Here is a 16,372-nt window from a genome sequence, read left to right on the forward strand (position 1 = left end):
CTGCTACACTCGCCCCATGAAATTTCATGATGCAGATGTCCTGATCGTTGGTGGCGGCCTGGTCGGCTGTGCGCTGGCTTGCGCGCTCAAGGACACGCCGTTGCAGGTCACGCTGGTCGATAGTCATCCGCCCGCGCAAAGCTGGGATGCTGCGACCTGGGACAGCCGTATCTACGCCATCAGTCCGGCCAGTCGGCGTTTTCTGATGCAGATCGGTGCCTGGCAACGTATGGATGCCAGCCGGTTGCAGTCGGTGGGGCAGATGCGTATCGCCGGCGATGATGGCCGCGCAGAGTTGGCTTTCACCGCTGTCGAAGCCCGAACGGACGAACTGGCACGGATTGTAGAATCCCGCGAGTTGCAACGCGCGTTATGGCAGGCCGCGTCAGAGTCACCTAACGTCACACTGATTGCACCGGCTCAACCGAGTGCTTTGCACGACGAGCCAGATGGTGGCAAATTGCTGGCGCTCTCCCATGGCCCCCGCCTATCTGCGCGACTCGTGATCGGTGCTGATGGCGTACAGTCCTGGGTGCGTTCCCAAGCCGGAATCGAAGAGAAAACAACACCGTATAACCAGTGGGGCGTGGTGGCGAATTTCGAATGCGAGAAGCCGCACCTGGCCACCGCGAGCCAATGGTTTTTTGAAGACGGCGTGCTGGCGTTTTTACCCCTGGCCGGGCAGCGTATGTCCATGGTCTGGTCGTGTGGGGAGGTGCGCAAAAATGCGCTGCTGAGCCTGTCGGCAGACGCGCTATGCCAGGAAGTGGCGCGCGCCGGGCAAAACCGGCTGGGCGAACTCAACGTTATTTCTCCGGCTGCGGCGTTCCCGCTGCGGCTGATGCATGTGGCCGATCTGGTCAAGCCTGCATTGGCGCTGATTGGTGACGCCGCTCATGCGGTACACCCGCTCGCCGGGCAGGGGGTAAACCTGGGTTTTGGCGATGCCATGGAACTGGCGCGTATTCTGAAAGCCGAACCCGCAAGCCGCTGCGGCGATTATCTGGTGTTGCGCCGCTATGAGCGGGCGCGGCGCGAAAATGTGTTGCTGATGCAGGGCGTCACGCATGGCCTGCAAAAGCTCTTCAACAACACCAATCCGGTGCTGCGCATATTGCGCAATACCGGGCTTGGACTGACCGACCAATGGGCATGGCTGAAGCATCGACTGATCCAGCATGCCATGAACGCTTAAAGGGAAAGCATGAAGTTACCCCGTATCGTCCGTATTCTGGCTATCAGTGGCCTGTTGACGCTGGTGGCATGCAGCGCGGAAGCTGAAACCCCAAATGCCAAGCAGCTGCATGACAAACTCCAGCAGTTGTTGCCAGGCCGGGACATCACCAGCGTGAGCCCGTCGCCAATGAAAGGCGTTTATGAGGTCGTTGTGGGTGGGCACCAGATCATCTACACCGATGCAAAAGGTGATTACGTCCTGCTCGGTGAAATGATCGACATGAAAAACAAGGTCAGCCTGACTCAGGCGCGCGCCGCAGAACTCTCGCGCACAGACTTTGCCAAGCTGCCGTTCGATCAGTCATTCAAGGAAGTACGTGGCGATGGTAGCCGCAAGCTGGCTGTTTTCTCTGATCCCGATTGCCCATTTTGCAAGCGCCTGGAAAACGACAGCCTGGCTGGCGTGACCAACGTGACGATCTACACCTTCTTGTTCCCGCTTAACATTCACCAGGATGCCGAGCGTAAATCCAGACTGTTGTGGTGTGCAACGGATCGTGATGCCGCCTGGCGTGACTGGATGGACCACGGCAAGCTGCCAGAGAACAAGGGTGATTGCGAAAACCCGATCCAGCGCAACCTGGCTCTGGGTGACAAGCTGGGCATTACCGGTACGCCAGCACTTGTGTTCGCCAATGGCCGCATGGTGTCGGGTGCGATCCCCAAAGAACAGCTGGAACAGCTGCTGAGCCACGGTGGCCCGGACCAATCCATGCAGTAAGCGGTGTTAACACCAACAAAAAAGCAGCCTTTGGGCTGCTTTTTTGTTGGTGTTTGCGGCGTTCTGGCGGTTTATTTGGCGTTAGCCTGCGCTGTGTCATAAATCGGTGTGAGCGTGTAGCCGGCCTTCTTCAACAAGGCAACCAGGCCTTGCGGGCCCGGCAGGTGCATGGCGCCGACGGCAATGAAAGCATTGCCCTTGGCCAGCGGGGCTTGCAGGCGCTCGGCAAAACGCACATTGCGGTCGGTCAGCACGTCTTTGCGTGCCCAGGTACGAAACCAGGCTTGGTCAGCACTGGACATGTTCGGGTCATCTTGCGAAGAGACAGCCATAATGCGGGTCAGATCACGGGCAACATATGCGTCAATAATCTGGCGCGTCTGCATGGCGTATTCATCCTGGTGATCCAGCATGCTGTAAAGCATGGCGCGCTGTTTGTCTTCTGGCATGTTCTGAAACAGCGACAACTGTTCCTGAATGGTCTCAAGACCGCTGTAGTTCTTGCCGCCTTCGACCGACATCTTGGCCAGCAGCAAATCCAGCGGCAACTGGCCGGGCTGTTTTTTGGGTTCCATCATCAGCATGGCCGCCGCCCAGATATACAGGCGGCGGGTCGCGACTTCCGGGTACTCGCGGGCATTCAGTTCCGGCAAGAGTTTCTGGTAATGGGCGTCGTCGATATGTGCTGACAGCAGATCGCCTTCTGGCCGCAGTACGGCGCGGGCCATGTCCATCATCATGTTCAGGTCGATACGGATCTCGGTATAAACCTGGTCGGATGAATCAAACGCTTTTTGAACCGGGGCGGACAATGTCGTCACGCGCGGGTCCGCCACGTGCGCAGTACCAAACAGCCAGGATGATGAGGTGCCGGGCTTGTCGATACGCCAGAAAATGGCGTGCGGAAAAGTCTGGGTTTTATCTGAAGCGGCTTGCGCCACTTGTGGCAAAAAGGCAGCCAGAGTCAGCGCCGCGGCGACAAGCCGCAGGCAAAGGCGGGCGAACATGGTGGTTTCCTCTTCCTCGGGAACGGGACTAACTGGTTCTAATTGATGTTTTGCGGGTCAGCAGTTTTACTGCCTGCTAATCCGTGAGGGCCCAGTATAACGAAAGTCCCCGCACGGCTGACAGGACAGGGATGACTGGGCCCGGGTTGCGGGCATATTTGCAACCGCGAAGCGTTTGTTAGTGTTGCTTGCCCACTGCGGCGATACGGTCCATTACCGCAAACAGCACGCCAGAGACCACGAACGTGACGTGAATCGCGATCAACCAGCCCAGTTTCTGACTGTCCATGGAATCAATGTTCACAAACGCCTTCAACAGATCGATAGCTGAGATCGCGACGATTGAACCGATCAGTTTGAGCTTGAGATCGGCATAACTCACTTTGCCCATCCAGTAGGGTTTGTCTTCCGAGTTATGTGCCACTTCCATGCGTGAGATGAAGTTCTCGTAGCCACTGAACATGACAATCAGCAACAGATTGGCAACAAGGGTGACATCAACCATCGACAAAATGCCGATGATGACGTTGCCATCGCCCGTCAGCAGGGTCTGGCCCAAGGCCCAGAGTTCTTTGAGCATTTTGATGAACAAAGCGCCCAGACCAGCGACCAGTGCCAGGTAGAATGGCGCCAGCAGCCAGCGGCTGTAAAAAATGGTTTTTTCCAGTGCGCTTTCAAGTCGCGAATGCATCGTTGACCTTTTATGATGTAAATCAGGTTGGGCAGGAATGCCCGGCCCATGCAGACCGGCGAAAAACCCGCCAGTTCCCCAAAAGTTGCCCAAGGCAAATAATGAGTTCCCGCCGTCATCTGGAAATCCTGCATTCCCCACCGACCACACCGCTTGCTGGCATGCCGCCGCTGGTTTTTGTCCATGGGGCTTACGTGGGTGCGTGGTGCTGGCAGGATCACTTTCTGCCCTGGTTTTCCGACCTTGGGTATGACTGCTACGCGCTCAGTTTGTCTGGCCACGCTGGCAGTGGTGGGCGCGAGAAACTGGATCACTTCGGTCTGGGTGAGTTTCTGGCAGATATCGCTCGCGTGGCTGCACCATTGCATCAGCCGCCAGTGCTGATCGGGCATTCATTGGGTGGTTATCTGGCTCAGCGTTATGCCCGCAAACATCCGGTGGCCGGGCTGGCGTTGCTGGGCAGCGTTGCGCCTTGGGGTTTGATGAATTCGCTTGGGCATATGATGGTGTCTTCGCCGCACCTGCTGTTGGGGCTGAACCAGTTTCAGTGGCATACCGGCGCCATGGATATTGATCTCGGTGTACTCAAGCAACTGCTGTTCTCGCATGACACCCCACGTGTGGGTCTGACCGCATTTGCTGCCCGAGTACAACCTGAATCAGCGCTGGCACTGGCAGAGCTCATGATGCCGCAACCCTGGCTCTCCTGGGGTATGCCGGATTTACCCGTGCTTGTGATCGGGGCGGGTGAGGATCGCATTATTCCGGCCGGTGACGTGCGCGCCACAGCGCGGGCCTGGGGTGTTGCACCCGAATTTCTGCCCGGCCTTGGCCATGCCCTGATGTGCGATACCTTGTGGGAGCATGTGGCATTGCGATTACATACCTGGCTGAAGCAACAATTCGGTACGCGTGGCTGACGGTTGCAACCGGGGCGCATCGTACCCATCTTTTGCCGGATCAGGGCGCATACCTCAGCAGCCCGGCCAACTGGAGAGCAGCATGACCGACAAGGTAGTCAAGACAGAAGCGCAATGGCGCGACCAGCTGACCCCTGAACAATATCGCGTGACCCGTCAGGCAGGGACGGAGCGCCCGTTCAGTGGTGACCTCTACTACCGCAACGACGAGGGCGATTACTCTTGTGTGTGCTGCGATGCCCTGTTGTTTCATTCGGGCACCAAATTTGACGCGCACTGCGGTTGGCCCAGTTTCTGGGAAGAAGCCGTACCTGGCGCGATCAAGCGTATCGAAGATTACTCCCACGGAATGACTCGCACTGAAGTGCGTTGTGCCCGCTGCGATGCCCACCTGGGGCACGTGTTTCCCGATGGCCCGGAGCCCACCGGTGAGCGCTATTGCATTAACTCCGTGTCGATGACTTTCAAGCCAGAGCCCTGATTGGGGTGACGGTGCGGAGCCTCTGGAAACCGGCGGTCAACCCGCCGGTTTTTGTATCTGCGCACGCAGGGATGACTGATTCATGTCTGCGGCATAAATCCCGCAAGTGCCATGTGGGCATTGTCCTGTTCGCACTTTTACGGTATCAATCTTTCCGACGTGGTATTTGCGGCGGTGCCCGAGCCTGACCTCAAGCAAGGCTGCGTTTGAAACCGCACATGATCGAAACAAGAAACAAAACCAATCACATCGATATTGATATTCAGGAGTGTCCCAGATGGAACGGGTAAACGGTAAACGCCTTGTGGCGTCGGTGGTGGCTCTGGCTGCTGTATTTGCACTGGCGGCATGCGGCAAAAGCAATGAAGGCCCCAAGGTGGCGCTGGATGATAAAGACCTCACCAATACGCTGAACAACTTCATTCAGGCTGATCAGCAAAACTGCGTGTCTATGCCGATTGCCTTCAATACGCCCGTTGCCAAGGATTACGCCAAACTCACCGACCCCAATGGCGCGCAACTGGCCGCATTGGTGAAGGTGGGCCTGATTGCAGAAACCCCGGCTGATGGTGGCCAGGTGCAATTTACCGCGACTGACAAGGGCAAGGACGCGTACGACGGCAACACGCCGCCAGGATTTTGCAGCGGCACGCCAGAAGTCGACAAAGTGGTGAGCAACACCGTGGAAGAAACCGCTGATAACTACAGTCGTGACAAGGTCGTGTTCACCACCAAACTCGATGGTGTGGCCGATTGGGCCAAGGATGATGCGATCCGCCAGCAATACCCCAAGTTTGCAACGCTGATTGATAATCAGGGCAAAGAACAGCACTCGCTGGAAATCGAAAGCCGCGGCCAGGGGTGGCGCGTGCTGGAGTCCAGCCCGGTTGCCAACTAAAAACTTGTCGTGAAGCGCTGGCTGTCCGGGCTGGCGCTCACCAACAAAAAACCCGTCTGCTGACGGGTTTTTTGTTGGTGACGAACATGAACAATTAAAGGCCCAGTTCTTCCACCCACAGCAACGACTGGCCATGTGCGCGGTTCAGCATGTCCGGTGTCAGTTGCAACTGATCGCACAGGCGCGGTACTTCTGACATATCCGGGTCTTCGCAGGCTTCAGCCAGTTCCAGGAATGGGCCGTAGATGCCGGAACGCTCCGTCAATGCATCTGCGATGCTTTCCGGCAAGATCAGTGTTTCCAGCACGCGATCCATCGGCATGTCCAGCAGCACATCCAGCAAAGAGAAGATACCGACAATGAAGAGGTTGTCGCGATCCTGGCCATCCAGCAAGTGGCTACCCAAGAGCTCAACGAGACGGCCGCGCGTGACAGCAGTCTTCAACAGGGCAGGGGGCGAGCCGGCTTCGGTGCTGGCTGTGACCAGCAGCAAGGTCAGCCAGCGATAGAGCTTCTGGTAGCCCAGAATGGTCACGGCATGACGGAACGACTGGATTTCACATGACAGGCCAAAACCCACGCTGTTGATATAACGCAGCAGCTTGAACGAGAGCGCGACATCGCGCTTGAGCGCATTTTCAATGTCGCGAATCTCTGCGTTGTTCCGCAGCATGTTCAACAGATTGAGGATGTTGGCGTAATTGGGGTTGATCACCTTGGCCGACAGCGTTTCCGGGTGGGCAAAGTAATAGCCCTGGAACGCGTCAAACCCAATGTCCATGCACTTGCGGAACTCTTCCTTGGTCTCGACCTTTTCCGCAATCTGCAGCACCGGGTACTTGCGCAGTGCTTTGGAGATTTCGGGCAGGCGATCCATGCCCAGCGCTTGCACATCAAGCTTGATGTAGTTGGCAAACTCAAGGAAAGGCGCGGTTTGCGGCGAGACCTCGAAGTCATCCAGCGCAATACCAAAACCCTGGCTGCGTAACTCTTTGATGCGGGCCAGCAGTTCGGGCGTGGCCGTGGTGGTTTCCAGTACTTCCAGCACCACGCGTTGCGGCTGCAGCAATTCCAGGAAGTTGCTTTCCAGCATGGACTCAGCGACGTTGATAAACGCCAGCTTGCTACCGACCAGCCAGTCGGTGCCCATGTTGGAGATCGTGTTGACCAGCACATTGGTGCCTGCTTGCATGTCGCTGGAGAACTCAGCCGTGAGCGCTTCCTTGTTCAACCGGAACAGCAGTTCGTAACCGATAATCTGCTGCTGTCGGTTCAAGATGGGTTGGCGGCCGATAAAGGCGTGATCTTGCGTCATTTCATGTTCTCTAGGGCTGCACACAGGCGCAGCGAATTATATCAGTAAAGTCTGATTTAGCCGTGGTTTGGTCCAGCGCCCGACAAGCTGCGTATATTAGCGTGCAAGCGGCGATCAGGCAGCCAGTTGTTCAGTGAAATGTGCGCTTCTGACTGCGGCATTTTCCGATGATGTCGAATGCAGGAGGTCTTCCATGTCCAGCACCAGCACGACAGACCCGTCTCCTGACAAGGTAGCACCTGCCACGCCGTGTGGGTGGATATTCTGCAGTGGTTTGATGACCACGTCATCACGGCCGACAAAGCTGTCCACGGCGAGAATGAACGAATGTTCGGCCGACGTCATCAAAACGCCGAACGACGGCACCTCGGTTTCTGCCCAGCCCAGCAAGCGTGCCAGCGACTTGACCGGCAGAATTTCATCGCGCACCACAATGGTCGCACGGCCAGAAACCTCCTGAACCTGATCCGCGCGGATCGGGATGATCTCGCGGACCATCGCCAGCGGTACTGCAAATGGCTGATCACAGACGCGGACGACCAGTACGGGCAGAATCGCCAGCGTCAGTGGCAAGGTGATGGTAAAGCGCGAACCTTCACCAACGACCGACTGGATATCAATCCGACCGTTGAGTTTCTGGATATTGGTTTTCACCACATCCATGCCTACGCCACGGCCAGAGATGCTGGAAATCTGGTCTTTGGTCGAGAAACCTGGCATGAAAATCAGTTGCAGACACTGTTTGTCGTCGAGGCTATTGGCCGTTTCGACGTCGATCAGACCTTTTTCCAGCGCCTTCTTGCGGATCACGTCCGGGCGCATGCCACGGCCGTCATCGGTAATTTCGATCTGGATATGGTCACCCACCTGCACGGCGGAGAGTTCGACTTGCGCTTGTGGCGACTTGCCTGCAGCCACGCGCTCTGCCACGGTTTCTACACCGTGATCCACCGCGTTGCGCACCAGGTGGACCAGCGGATCATTCAGATCTTCCAGCATGGTCTTGTCGAGTTCGGTTTCCTCACCGGTGAGAACCAGATCGACCTCTTTACCCAACTGCCGCGCCAGATCGCGGGCCAGCCGCGGATATTTCTGGAACAGACGGCCAATAGGCTGCATGCGGGTCTTCATCACCGCGTTCTGCAAATCACCGACCAAAAGATCAAGCTGGCTGATGGCTTCGTCCAGCGCTTTGAGCGTGGCGTTGTCCATCTTGCCTGCCATGATGTCGGTACGCAGCGTGGTCAGGCGGTTCTTGGTCAGGCCGATTTCACCAGACAAATTCAGTACTTGATCCAGCCGTACGGTATCGATACGGATGGTGGTTTCCTGGGTCACCGGAGCAACGGCGGCCTGTTGCATTGGGGCTTTGGCGGCTGCTGGCGCGTTGACACGGGCAGGGGCAGTTTGAACTGTAGGGAGATCTTCAATCACGACTTCTTGCTGTGGAACGTAAGTGCCTCCGGCTGGTGCGGCCTGCGCCGATGCGGCGTCGGTCCCCAGCAGGGCGTTGTAAAGGGCATCCCACTGTGGCTCACCGTTGGTGGCTGCAGGGGTGGTATTCGATGAGGCCGGGGCTGGCGCAGCGGCAGCTGCCGGCGCGGCCACATGTGCCGCGGGAGCATGCGTATGGCTGGGCAGTTCGCCTTGCAGCACGGCGTCCAGTTCGGCAAGAAGGCCTGCGTTGGCGGGGAGTGGCATGCGGCCTTGTTGCATAACCACAAACATGTCCTGCACGGTGGCTGTCGCGGAAAGAATGACGTCCATGAGCTCTGGCTTCATGGTCATCTCGCCGTTGCGAAGCTTGTCGAACAGGTTTTCCGTGCGGTGGCACAGACTCACCATGGCTTCGACATTCAAAAAGCCCGCACCACCCTTGATCGTGTGAAAGCCGCGGAAGATGTCATTCAGCAAGTGCTTGTCATCGGGCCGCTTTTCCAGCTCGACCAGCTTGCTGTCCACATCGGACAACAGCTCGGTGGATTCGGTGAGGAAATCCTGCAACAGATCGTCCATACCCGAGAATTCGCTCATTTCGGCCCCATTTATTTCGTCAAGTTCTAGTACATTGCGCCAGAAATACCCGTGTATTACGGATATTCCATTGTCACCTTAGCCTGTAATTGGCCGTGGGTCAGGCGGGTATTGCCCGTATTGCCTGCAATCTTGCGCCCGCCGGCACCAAAATGGGCCAGCGGGTCCTGCACATGCTTAAAAGCCCAGGCTTTCCAGCAGATCGTCGACCTGCGCCTGGTCAGTGACCACGTCAGTACGGCCATCGCTGCTGATCACCGGGCCTGCCAGCAGACCATCTTCGCGGGCGATGCTGCCGCCTTGCTGTGGCGAAAAGGTCACCAGGAATTCCAGCAACTGGCTTTCCATTTCCTTGACCATGCCCAGCACTTTCTTGATCACCTGGCCGGTCAGATCCTGGAAGTCCTGCGCCATCATGATTTCCAGCATCTGACTGCTGATTTTTTCAGAGTTGGCGGTGGTTTGTTCCAGGTGCGCGCGCGTGGCGTACACCAGTTGTTTGAACTCTTCGACCGTCAGCTCATGCGCAAACAGCTGGTTCCAGCGGTTGGACAACTGGCGCGCGGTGCCGGAAATTTCATCCTGCAGCGGCTTGGCGTCGTCCAGCGCGTTAAGCGTGCGCTCGGCGGCCTGTTCGGTCATGGTCGCGATATACGACAACCGATCACGGGCGTCCGGAATCTGGTGCGCCGCTTTTTCCAGAGACTTGTCCAACCCCAGTTCGCGCAAGGTGTCATGCAGGTGGCGGGTCAATTGACCGATCTGCGTGAACATCGTGCGGGCGGGTTCGGACATGTCTGCCGCAGCCTGAGTACCGGCATCCGCATTCACGGCTGCAGCAACAGGCGCAGCCGCCGGGGCGGCATCTTCGGCCGCTTCGGCTGCACGGTTGGCGCTGACGATACTGTCAAACAGCGCTTCCAGGTCCGGCGAGTCTGAGCTATTGAGGGCTTGATCGCTCACAGCGAGCCTCCTTTCTTCCGGCTGCAGGGCCGGTTATCAGTTGTGATCGGGTATCAGTTAGGCATGGTGGCGAAAATCTTCTTGAGCTTTTCGTCCAGCGTGGCTGCGGTAAAAGGTTTGACGATATAGCCCGATGCGCCTGCGGAGGCCGCAGCAATAATGTTTTCCTTCTTGGCCTCGGCCGTCACCATCAAGACTGGCAGATGCTTCAGTTGGGCATTGGCACGAACCTGTTGCAACAACTCCAGACCGGTCATATTGGGCATGTTCCAGTCAGTCACGACAAAGTCGTAAGTTGAGTTTTGCAGTTTATGCAAGGCGATTTGCCCATCCTCTGCTTCTTCCACGTTGGAAAAGCCGAGCTCTTTGAGCAGATTGCGCACAATCCGGCGCATCGTGGAAAAATCATCCACGACCAGAAAGCGCATATTGTTATCCGGCATACAATTCACTCCGTCGGGCGCATTTGGATAGCGCCAATCCAGTTGTACAAACAAACAAAACCTGGGTCAGGAAACCCTCTACAGGCCAGGCAAAAACCAGTATTGCAAACACTGACAAGGCAGGCGAGCGTGCTCAACCTGCCGGGTCGATCAATCTTTCCGTCTTCATGCAGTGCATGACCGTCAAGCTCGTCTTAACCGCGATCCGTAATGTATGGCATGACGGTATCGGCCAGCACGACCGGATCAAACTTGGCCACGTAGGCATCTACACCCACGCTCGCGCCCATGGCACGGTTGGCGTGAGAGGACAGGGATGAATGCATCACCACCGGAATGCCTTCAAAACGGCGATCCGACTTGATGTGACGGGTGAGCACATAGCCATCCATTTCCGGCATTTCTGCGTCAACCAGAATCAGTTTGAGCTTGGTGCTCAACGGCTCGTTGTCATGGGTGGCCCGTTGCGCCAGGTTCTGCAGCTTGTCCCATGCTTCCTTGCCATTGTTGGCTTGATGATACTTGATGCCCAATTTGTCGAGCACGCCAACGATTTCCTTGCGTGCAACCATCGAGTCGTCGGCAAAGAAGGTGTAAGCGTCCGGGCTGACCGTGGTGGAGGGCAGATCGGGGATTTCCGGCTCGCCCAGCACCCCTGACAAGATCTGTTCTACATCCAGAATCGACACGAGTTTGCCATCCGGCAGTTCGGTCAGCGCCGTAATCAGCGCCTGGCTACCCGATAACATGGATTCCGGTGCGCGCACTTTGTCCCAATCAACGCGGATGATGCGATCTACTTCGTGCACCAGAAATGCCTGCGTGTGTTTGGAGAACTCGGTCACGATCATGGTCGAGTTTTTGATATCCAGCTTGGGCTGGTTGCCCGCCATGAATTGCGACAGCGCAATCACCGGGATGATGTTGCCGCGCAATGAAATCACGCCTTCAACACCTGTCGGCATGTTTGGCGTACGCGTGATCTTGGGGGTTTGCGAGACCTCGCGCACCTTGAATACGTTGATCCCGAAGATTTCCCGCGTACCGAGGGAGAACAAGAGGATTTCCATCTTGTTCGAGCCCGCCAGACGTGTACGGGCGTCAATGTTGTCCAGCAGATTGGCCTGCGCTTCAATAATGTTCACTGTGTTGTACCTCTGCCGGTTGTTCAGGCCGTTTGTGCTTCAAGCAGATAATTGGCGATTGCCTGCGACAGCTTGTGCGGTTCGAACTTGGACACATAACCATCTACCCCGACCGACTGGCCGAGTTTCTGGTTTGAAGTGCCAGACAACGACGAGTGCATCAAAACGGGAATACCGGCAAAACGAACATCTGTTTTCACCATCCGGGTGAGCATGTAACCGTCCATCTCCGGCATTTCCACGTCGGTGAGGATCAGTTGCACGAAATCGCGCACCGGTCGGCCCTGTATTTCCGCCGAACGGGCAAGACGTTGCAGTTCATCCCAGGCACGGCGACCATTGACCGCGCTCTGGTGCTTCAAGCCCATGGCATCGAGCGTAAGCTCAATCTGACGGCGTGCCACGGCCGAATCATCTGCATAGAACACGCGTTTCTCTGCAAATGTGGTGTCACGAATCACGGTTTCGGAATCAATGGTCAGGTCGGTTTGCAGCGCTTCTGCCAGGACCTTTTCCACATCCAGCATCATGACCAGTTTGCCGCTCTCAAGCTCCGTCACTGCGGTGACGAGACCGCTCATCTGATGGCTCAGCATGTCGGGTGGTACGCGCATGGACGTCCAGTCGAGACGCAAAATGGTATCTACTGCCTCGACCAGGAAACCCTGGGTATGACCGTTGTATTCCGATACGATCATGATTTCCGGGCGATTGGCGGTCACGATGCCCGCGTATTTTGCCAGGTCAATCACCGGGACCAGTACGCCACGCAGACTGACCATGCCTTCAACGTTGGCTGGCGTTTCTGGTGCGTGGGTGATTTCCGGTGTACGCATGACCTCGCGTACCTTGAACACGTTGATACCAAAGTGTTCGCGGCGACCGGAACGTTGATCTTCACCGAGCGTAAACAGCAGAATTTCCAGCTTGTTCGTCCCGGCCAGCTTGGTGCGCGCGTCGATATTCTTGAATAAGTCAGACACAGTGGACTCCAGGATAAAGCATAAATTCTGCCGTTATTTGTAAGTTAATACAAAGGCTTAAGAAAGCCTTCGCGAATTGCTATCGATAGAGGGAAGTGTAGCGCTTCCCCCTTATCGGTAAAGCACTAAAAATCTTTAGTTGCGCAAATGCATTACTAAAGTAGCGCATGCTTATGACATTTATAATAGAAACGCCAGCATTCAACAAGGAGTGGCAGCAATGCCGGATGAAAGTGCCAGCATGAATCCACGTGAGCTGGAAGAGGCTTTTTCTCTTTTTACTGCAGCGTCAAGACAATTGACCGACGCCTATGCCGATTTGCAACAACAGGTTGAGTTTCTTACAACACAACTTGAAATTGCCAACGGGAATCTGCGTCGCGAGCTGGAAGAAAAGGCCGCGCTGTCCCGTCGACTTGCTCACTTGCTGGCCAGATTACCTGCCGGCGTCATTGAACTTGACGCTGATGGCAATGTGGCGGCGTTGAATCCGGCCGCTTCTCAATTATTAGCACCACTGGCTGCTGGCGATAGCTGGTTAAAGTTTCAGGGTGCCCATTTGCAACTGGCACCAATGACGGATATCTGGGTTTATCCGCATCCCCAGGGTGCTTTGAGACTCAGCATAGTCGAAAGCGACATGCCTGAAGAATCAACCCGCATTTTGTTGGTGCATGACCTGACAGAAAGCTGGGAAATGGAGCAGTCGCTCATGCAACACAAGCGTTTGGCCTCCATGGGTGAGATGGCGGCAGGTCTGGCGCATCAGTTACGCACGCCGCTGGCGACGGCACTGCTGTATGCCGGTCATCTGTCACGCCCGGAACTGGCCGACGCCGACCGCATCAAATTCAGTGAGAAAACCACGGCCCGCCTGCGTCATCTTGAAACCCTGATCCAGAACATGTTGCGTTTTGTACGCGGGCAAGACATGTCGCTGGATGCCGTTGATCTGGTGGCCACCGCTCAGGAAGCGGCCCAGACCTTGCAGCCGCAGCTAGAAATGCGGGGGTTAAGGCTTTCGCTAATGCTGCCTGATGATGAAATTCTCATTCTGGCTAATCGCAAGGAATTACTTGGCGTGATCCTCAATCTTCTGGACAATGCGATGCTCGCGTCGGCAGATAACGCAGAAGTCGGATTGACGCTTGAACTTGCCGGAGGCACCGCCATTTTAAGAGTGGTGGATCAAGGGTGCGGTATGGCACCTCAGGTTCAGGCTCGCTTGTTCGAACCGTTTTTCACTACCCGCAAAGAGGGAACGGGGCTAGGCCTCGCTATTGTCCGTAATCTCATCAATTACTGGCATGGTGAAATCGAAGTGCAATCCGCGACAGGTCAGGGCAGTGTGTTTACGATACGGTTGCCAGCTTGTCGCGACGCAACTAATGTTCAGGTACGATAATTGACATGAGCACTTCATTGTTGCTGACAATTGTTGTACGTGTTGGCTGTTAAGTTACTTGCAAAAGGTTGAATATCCCATGACGCCCACTGTTCAGATCGAAGGGGATGCAGGTCGTGTCATTCTCTCGGGACAGTTTGATTTCAGTGCCCATCGCGAATTCCGCCAGGTTTGCGAATCATTGATTGCCAATCCGGAAATCAAAGAAGTGCTGGTTGATTTCCAGAATGTCAATTATCTGGATAGCTCTGCGCTGGGCATGCTGTTGTTGCTGAAAGAAAAAATTGGTGCCGCCAGCAAAAGCATGGCGCTCGTTAACTGTCGCGACACGGTCAAGCAAGTGCTTGAGATTGCGTGTTTCGGCAAAATCTTCACGATCCGGTAACCCGGTGGTCCATGCGGCATGAAAATCCTCGTTGTCGATGACACCGAGGCAGTCCTCCTACTGATTTCCCGCTTTATCGAGGCATTGGGTCACAGCGTGATCCAGGCACGCGACGGGAGTGAGGCTGTCGAAAAATGGCGCCAGCATCAGCCTGATCTGGTGCTGATGGACATGATGATGCCGGTCATGTCTGGCCCCGAGGCCGCTGTTGCGATCAAGGAAGAGGCCGGGCAATCCTGGGTCCCCATCGTATTTGTGACCGGTGTGGGCGAGGAAAACCGGCTGGCTGATGCCATTGAGCGTGGTGCCGATGACTACATCAGCAAGCCTGTCAATTTCCGGGTGCTGGAAGCCAAACTCAAGGCGTTTAACCGCACGCTGGAACTCAATCGCAAGGTGCGAGAGCAATCTACCCGCCTTGCCAGTTATTACGATGCGGCCGAAGAAGAAAAACGCGTCGTACGGCATTTGATGGATCAGATGGTCAATGCCGAACGTCTGAATGACCCCCTGCTGGACTACTGGCTGTCGCCTGCTGAATCACTCTCTGGCGATTTGATTGCCGCTGCACGTACGCCTGGTCAGGTGCTGTACGTATTGTTGGCGGATGGCATTGGTCATGGTCTGACGGCGGCGCTGAATGTGTTGCCTCTGACCCAGCCCTTCTACAGCATGGCCGAAAAAGGCTATTCGCTCTCCGACATCCTCGTTGAAATGAACAACAAGGTTCGTCAGGTGCTACCGGTGGGGCGGTTTGTGGCGACGGTGCTGATTGCCATCGATGAAACCACGCGTTGCATTGAGGTCTGGAACGGCGGCATGCCAACCGTGCACATGCTCGATAGCAGGGGTGCGGTGGTGCATCAGTTCAAATCATCCAATTTGCCGCTTGGGATCGTCCCCACGCAGGACATGGAAACCACCAGTGCCCGTTATTTCTATAGCGAGCCCGGTACGGTGCTGGCCTGTTCCGATGGCCTGACCGAAGCGCGCGCACCTGATGGCGAGGCGTTCAGCGAAGCGCGCTTGTTGCAACTGGTGCGCCAGCAACCCGAAGAAGTGCGTTTGTCCGCGCTGCAGGGGGCGTTGGCAGATCATCTTTCTGGCCACCCACACCATGACGATATCTCGTTGGTGATGATGCGCTTTGGCCAGTATATGCACGGCGAACGGCCGCTGGCGGCACAGCAAAGTGCGGAAGCCATGGCGACCATGGCGCTGGTCGGCACCGGGCAAAGCATGTGGCATTACAGCCTGACGCTGGGCTCGGAAGAACTGCAATACATCAATACTGTGCCGTTCATGATGTCGTTCGTGAACGAAATCAAAGTGCTCAAACCTTACCAGTCTGAGGTGTTCCTGATCTTGAGCGAGCTCTTTGTGAACGCGCTGGATCATGGCCTCTTGAACATGGATTCCGGCCTCAAGCAGGGTGAGCAGGGCATGGATCGTTATCTGCTGGTACGTGGACAGCGCCTGGCTGCGCTGACCCAGGGGCAGATCGAAATCGACCTGAATGGTTTGCGTATTAACGGGCGTGACGTACTGCGCATCCGGATCAAAGACACTGGCCCTGGCTTTGATTGGCCGCGCTTTAATCTTCCTGAAGACGATCCGGAGCGTTTGCATGGGCGTGGACTGATGCTGGTCCGTTCCATGTGTGCCTCGATCCAGTTTCCAGGTAGTGGCAACGAGGTCGTCGTGCACTACTTGCCCGGCCCGGCCCGAATCTGAAAGCAGGATCG

Annotated in this window: 16 protein-coding genes; 8 read left to right on the forward strand and 8 right to left on the reverse strand. The window is 56.2% G+C overall.

Features of this window, described 5'->3' with window-relative positions:
• Positions 1–16 precede the first annotated feature (16 nt).
• Positions 17–1,195: a UbiH/UbiF family hydroxylase gene (locus IEX44_RS10085; RefSeq protein WP_188692757.1), complete on the forward strand. Its 1,179-nt coding sequence runs from the start codon at positions 17–19 to the stop codon at positions 1,193–1,195.
• 9 nt (positions 1,196–1,204) lie between these two features.
• The gene (locus tag IEX44_RS10090; RefSeq protein WP_188692760.1) at positions 1,205–1,957 is read left to right on the forward strand and encodes a DsbC family protein; all 753 of its coding nucleotides are present in this window, start codon (positions 1,205–1,207) and stop codon (positions 1,955–1,957) included.
• 71 nt (positions 1,958–2,028) lie between these two features.
• Here the strand turns inward: IEX44_RS10090 and IEX44_RS10095 are convergent, their stop codons facing one another.
• Both IEX44_RS10095 and IEX44_RS10100 read right to left on the reverse strand, forming a co-directional pair.
• Positions 2,029–2,964 (reverse strand): TraB/GumN family protein, encoded by a 936-nt coding sequence (locus IEX44_RS10095; RefSeq protein WP_188692762.1) that lies wholly within the window; start codon positions 2,962–2,964, stop codon positions 2,029–2,031.
• Positions 2,965–3,142: 178 nt separating this feature from the next.
• Entirely contained in the window at positions 3,143–3,655 is a 513-nt protein-coding gene (locus IEX44_RS10100) for a TIGR00645 family protein (protein ID WP_188692765.1), read from the reverse strand.
• Positions 3,656–3,756: 101 nt separating this feature from the next.
• Here IEX44_RS10100 and IEX44_RS10105 point away from each other — a divergent pair, with 101 nt between their 5' ends.
• From IEX44_RS10105 to IEX44_RS10115, 3 genes are all read left to right on the forward strand, one after another.
• Positions 3,757–4,575, forward strand: a complete 819-nt coding sequence (locus IEX44_RS10105) for an alpha/beta hydrolase (protein WP_188692768.1) — start codon at positions 3,757–3,759, stop codon at positions 4,573–4,575.
• A gap of 82 nt (positions 4,576–4,657) precedes the next feature.
• Positions 4,658–5,056, forward strand: coding sequence for a peptide-methionine (R)-S-oxide reductase MsrB (msrB, locus tag IEX44_RS10110; protein ID WP_188692771.1), 399 nt, complete (start codon positions 4,658–4,660; stop codon positions 5,054–5,056).
• A 277-nt stretch (positions 5,057–5,333) separates the two neighbouring features.
• Positions 5,334–5,954 carry an SEN1982 family lipoprotein gene (locus tag IEX44_RS10115; RefSeq protein ID WP_188692774.1) on the forward strand — a complete coding sequence of 207 codons (621 nt, stop codon included), beginning with the start codon at positions 5,334–5,336 and terminating at the stop codon, positions 5,952–5,954.
• Between the two features lie 94 nt (positions 5,955–6,048).
• On the opposite strand, the gene IEX44_RS10120 is transcribed toward IEX44_RS10115, so the two are convergent.
• The 6 genes from IEX44_RS10120 to IEX44_RS10145 all read right to left on the reverse strand — a co-directional run bounded on the left by IEX44_RS10120 (position 6,049) and on the right by IEX44_RS10145 (position 12,837).
• Entirely contained in the window at positions 6,049–7,269 is a 1,221-nt protein-coding gene (locus IEX44_RS10120) for an EAL and HDOD domain-containing protein (RefSeq protein ID WP_188692777.1), read from the reverse strand.
• A 114-nt stretch (positions 7,270–7,383) separates the two neighbouring features.
• Complete coding sequence (locus IEX44_RS10125) at positions 7,384–9,303, reverse strand: chemotaxis protein CheA (RefSeq protein ID WP_188692780.1); 1,920 nt, start codon at positions 9,301–9,303, stop codon at positions 7,384–7,386.
• A 177-nt stretch (positions 9,304–9,480) separates the two neighbouring features.
• Complete coding sequence (gene cheZ / locus IEX44_RS10130) at positions 9,481–10,266, reverse strand: protein phosphatase CheZ (protein WP_188692782.1); 786 nt, start codon at positions 10,264–10,266, stop codon at positions 9,481–9,483.
• Positions 10,267–10,319: 53 nt separating this feature from the next.
• Positions 10,320–10,709, reverse strand: a complete 390-nt coding sequence (gene cheY, locus IEX44_RS10135) for a chemotaxis response regulator CheY (RefSeq protein ID WP_188692784.1) — start codon at positions 10,707–10,709, stop codon at positions 10,320–10,322.
• 194 nt (positions 10,710–10,903) lie between these two features.
• Positions 10,904–11,848: a chemotaxis protein gene (locus IEX44_RS10140; RefSeq protein ID WP_373287783.1), complete on the reverse strand. Its 945-nt coding sequence runs from the start codon at positions 11,846–11,848 to the stop codon at positions 10,904–10,906.
• Between the two features lie 29 nt (positions 11,849–11,877).
• Positions 11,878–12,837: a chemotaxis protein gene (locus tag IEX44_RS10145; RefSeq protein WP_188692788.1), complete on the reverse strand. Its 960-nt coding sequence runs from the start codon at positions 12,835–12,837 to the stop codon at positions 11,878–11,880.
• A gap of 220 nt (positions 12,838–13,057) precedes the next feature.
• Here IEX44_RS10145 and IEX44_RS10150 point away from each other — a divergent pair, with 220 nt between their 5' ends.
• The 3 genes from IEX44_RS10150 to IEX44_RS10160 all read left to right on the forward strand — a co-directional run bounded on the left by IEX44_RS10150 (position 13,058) and on the right by IEX44_RS10160 (position 16,361).
• The gene (locus IEX44_RS10150) at positions 13,058–14,242 is read left to right on the forward strand and encodes a sensor histidine kinase (protein ID WP_188692789.1); all 1,185 of its coding nucleotides are present in this window, start codon (positions 13,058–13,060) and stop codon (positions 14,240–14,242) included.
• Positions 14,243–14,321: 79 nt separating this feature from the next.
• Positions 14,322–14,627 carry an STAS domain-containing protein gene (locus IEX44_RS10155; RefSeq protein WP_184102600.1) on the forward strand — a complete coding sequence of 102 codons (306 nt, stop codon included), beginning with the start codon at positions 14,322–14,324 and terminating at the stop codon, positions 14,625–14,627.
• A gap of 18 nt (positions 14,628–14,645) precedes the next feature.
• Entirely contained in the window at positions 14,646–16,361 is a 1,716-nt protein-coding gene (locus IEX44_RS10160) for an ATP-binding SpoIIE family protein phosphatase (RefSeq protein ID WP_188692791.1), read from the forward strand.
• Positions 16,362–16,372: the final 11 nt, after the last annotated feature.

This window comes from Silvimonas amylolytica, from assembly GCF_014645555.1.
GTDB lineage: Bacteria > Pseudomonadota > Gammaproteobacteria > Burkholderiales > Chitinibacteraceae > Silvimonas > Silvimonas amylolytica.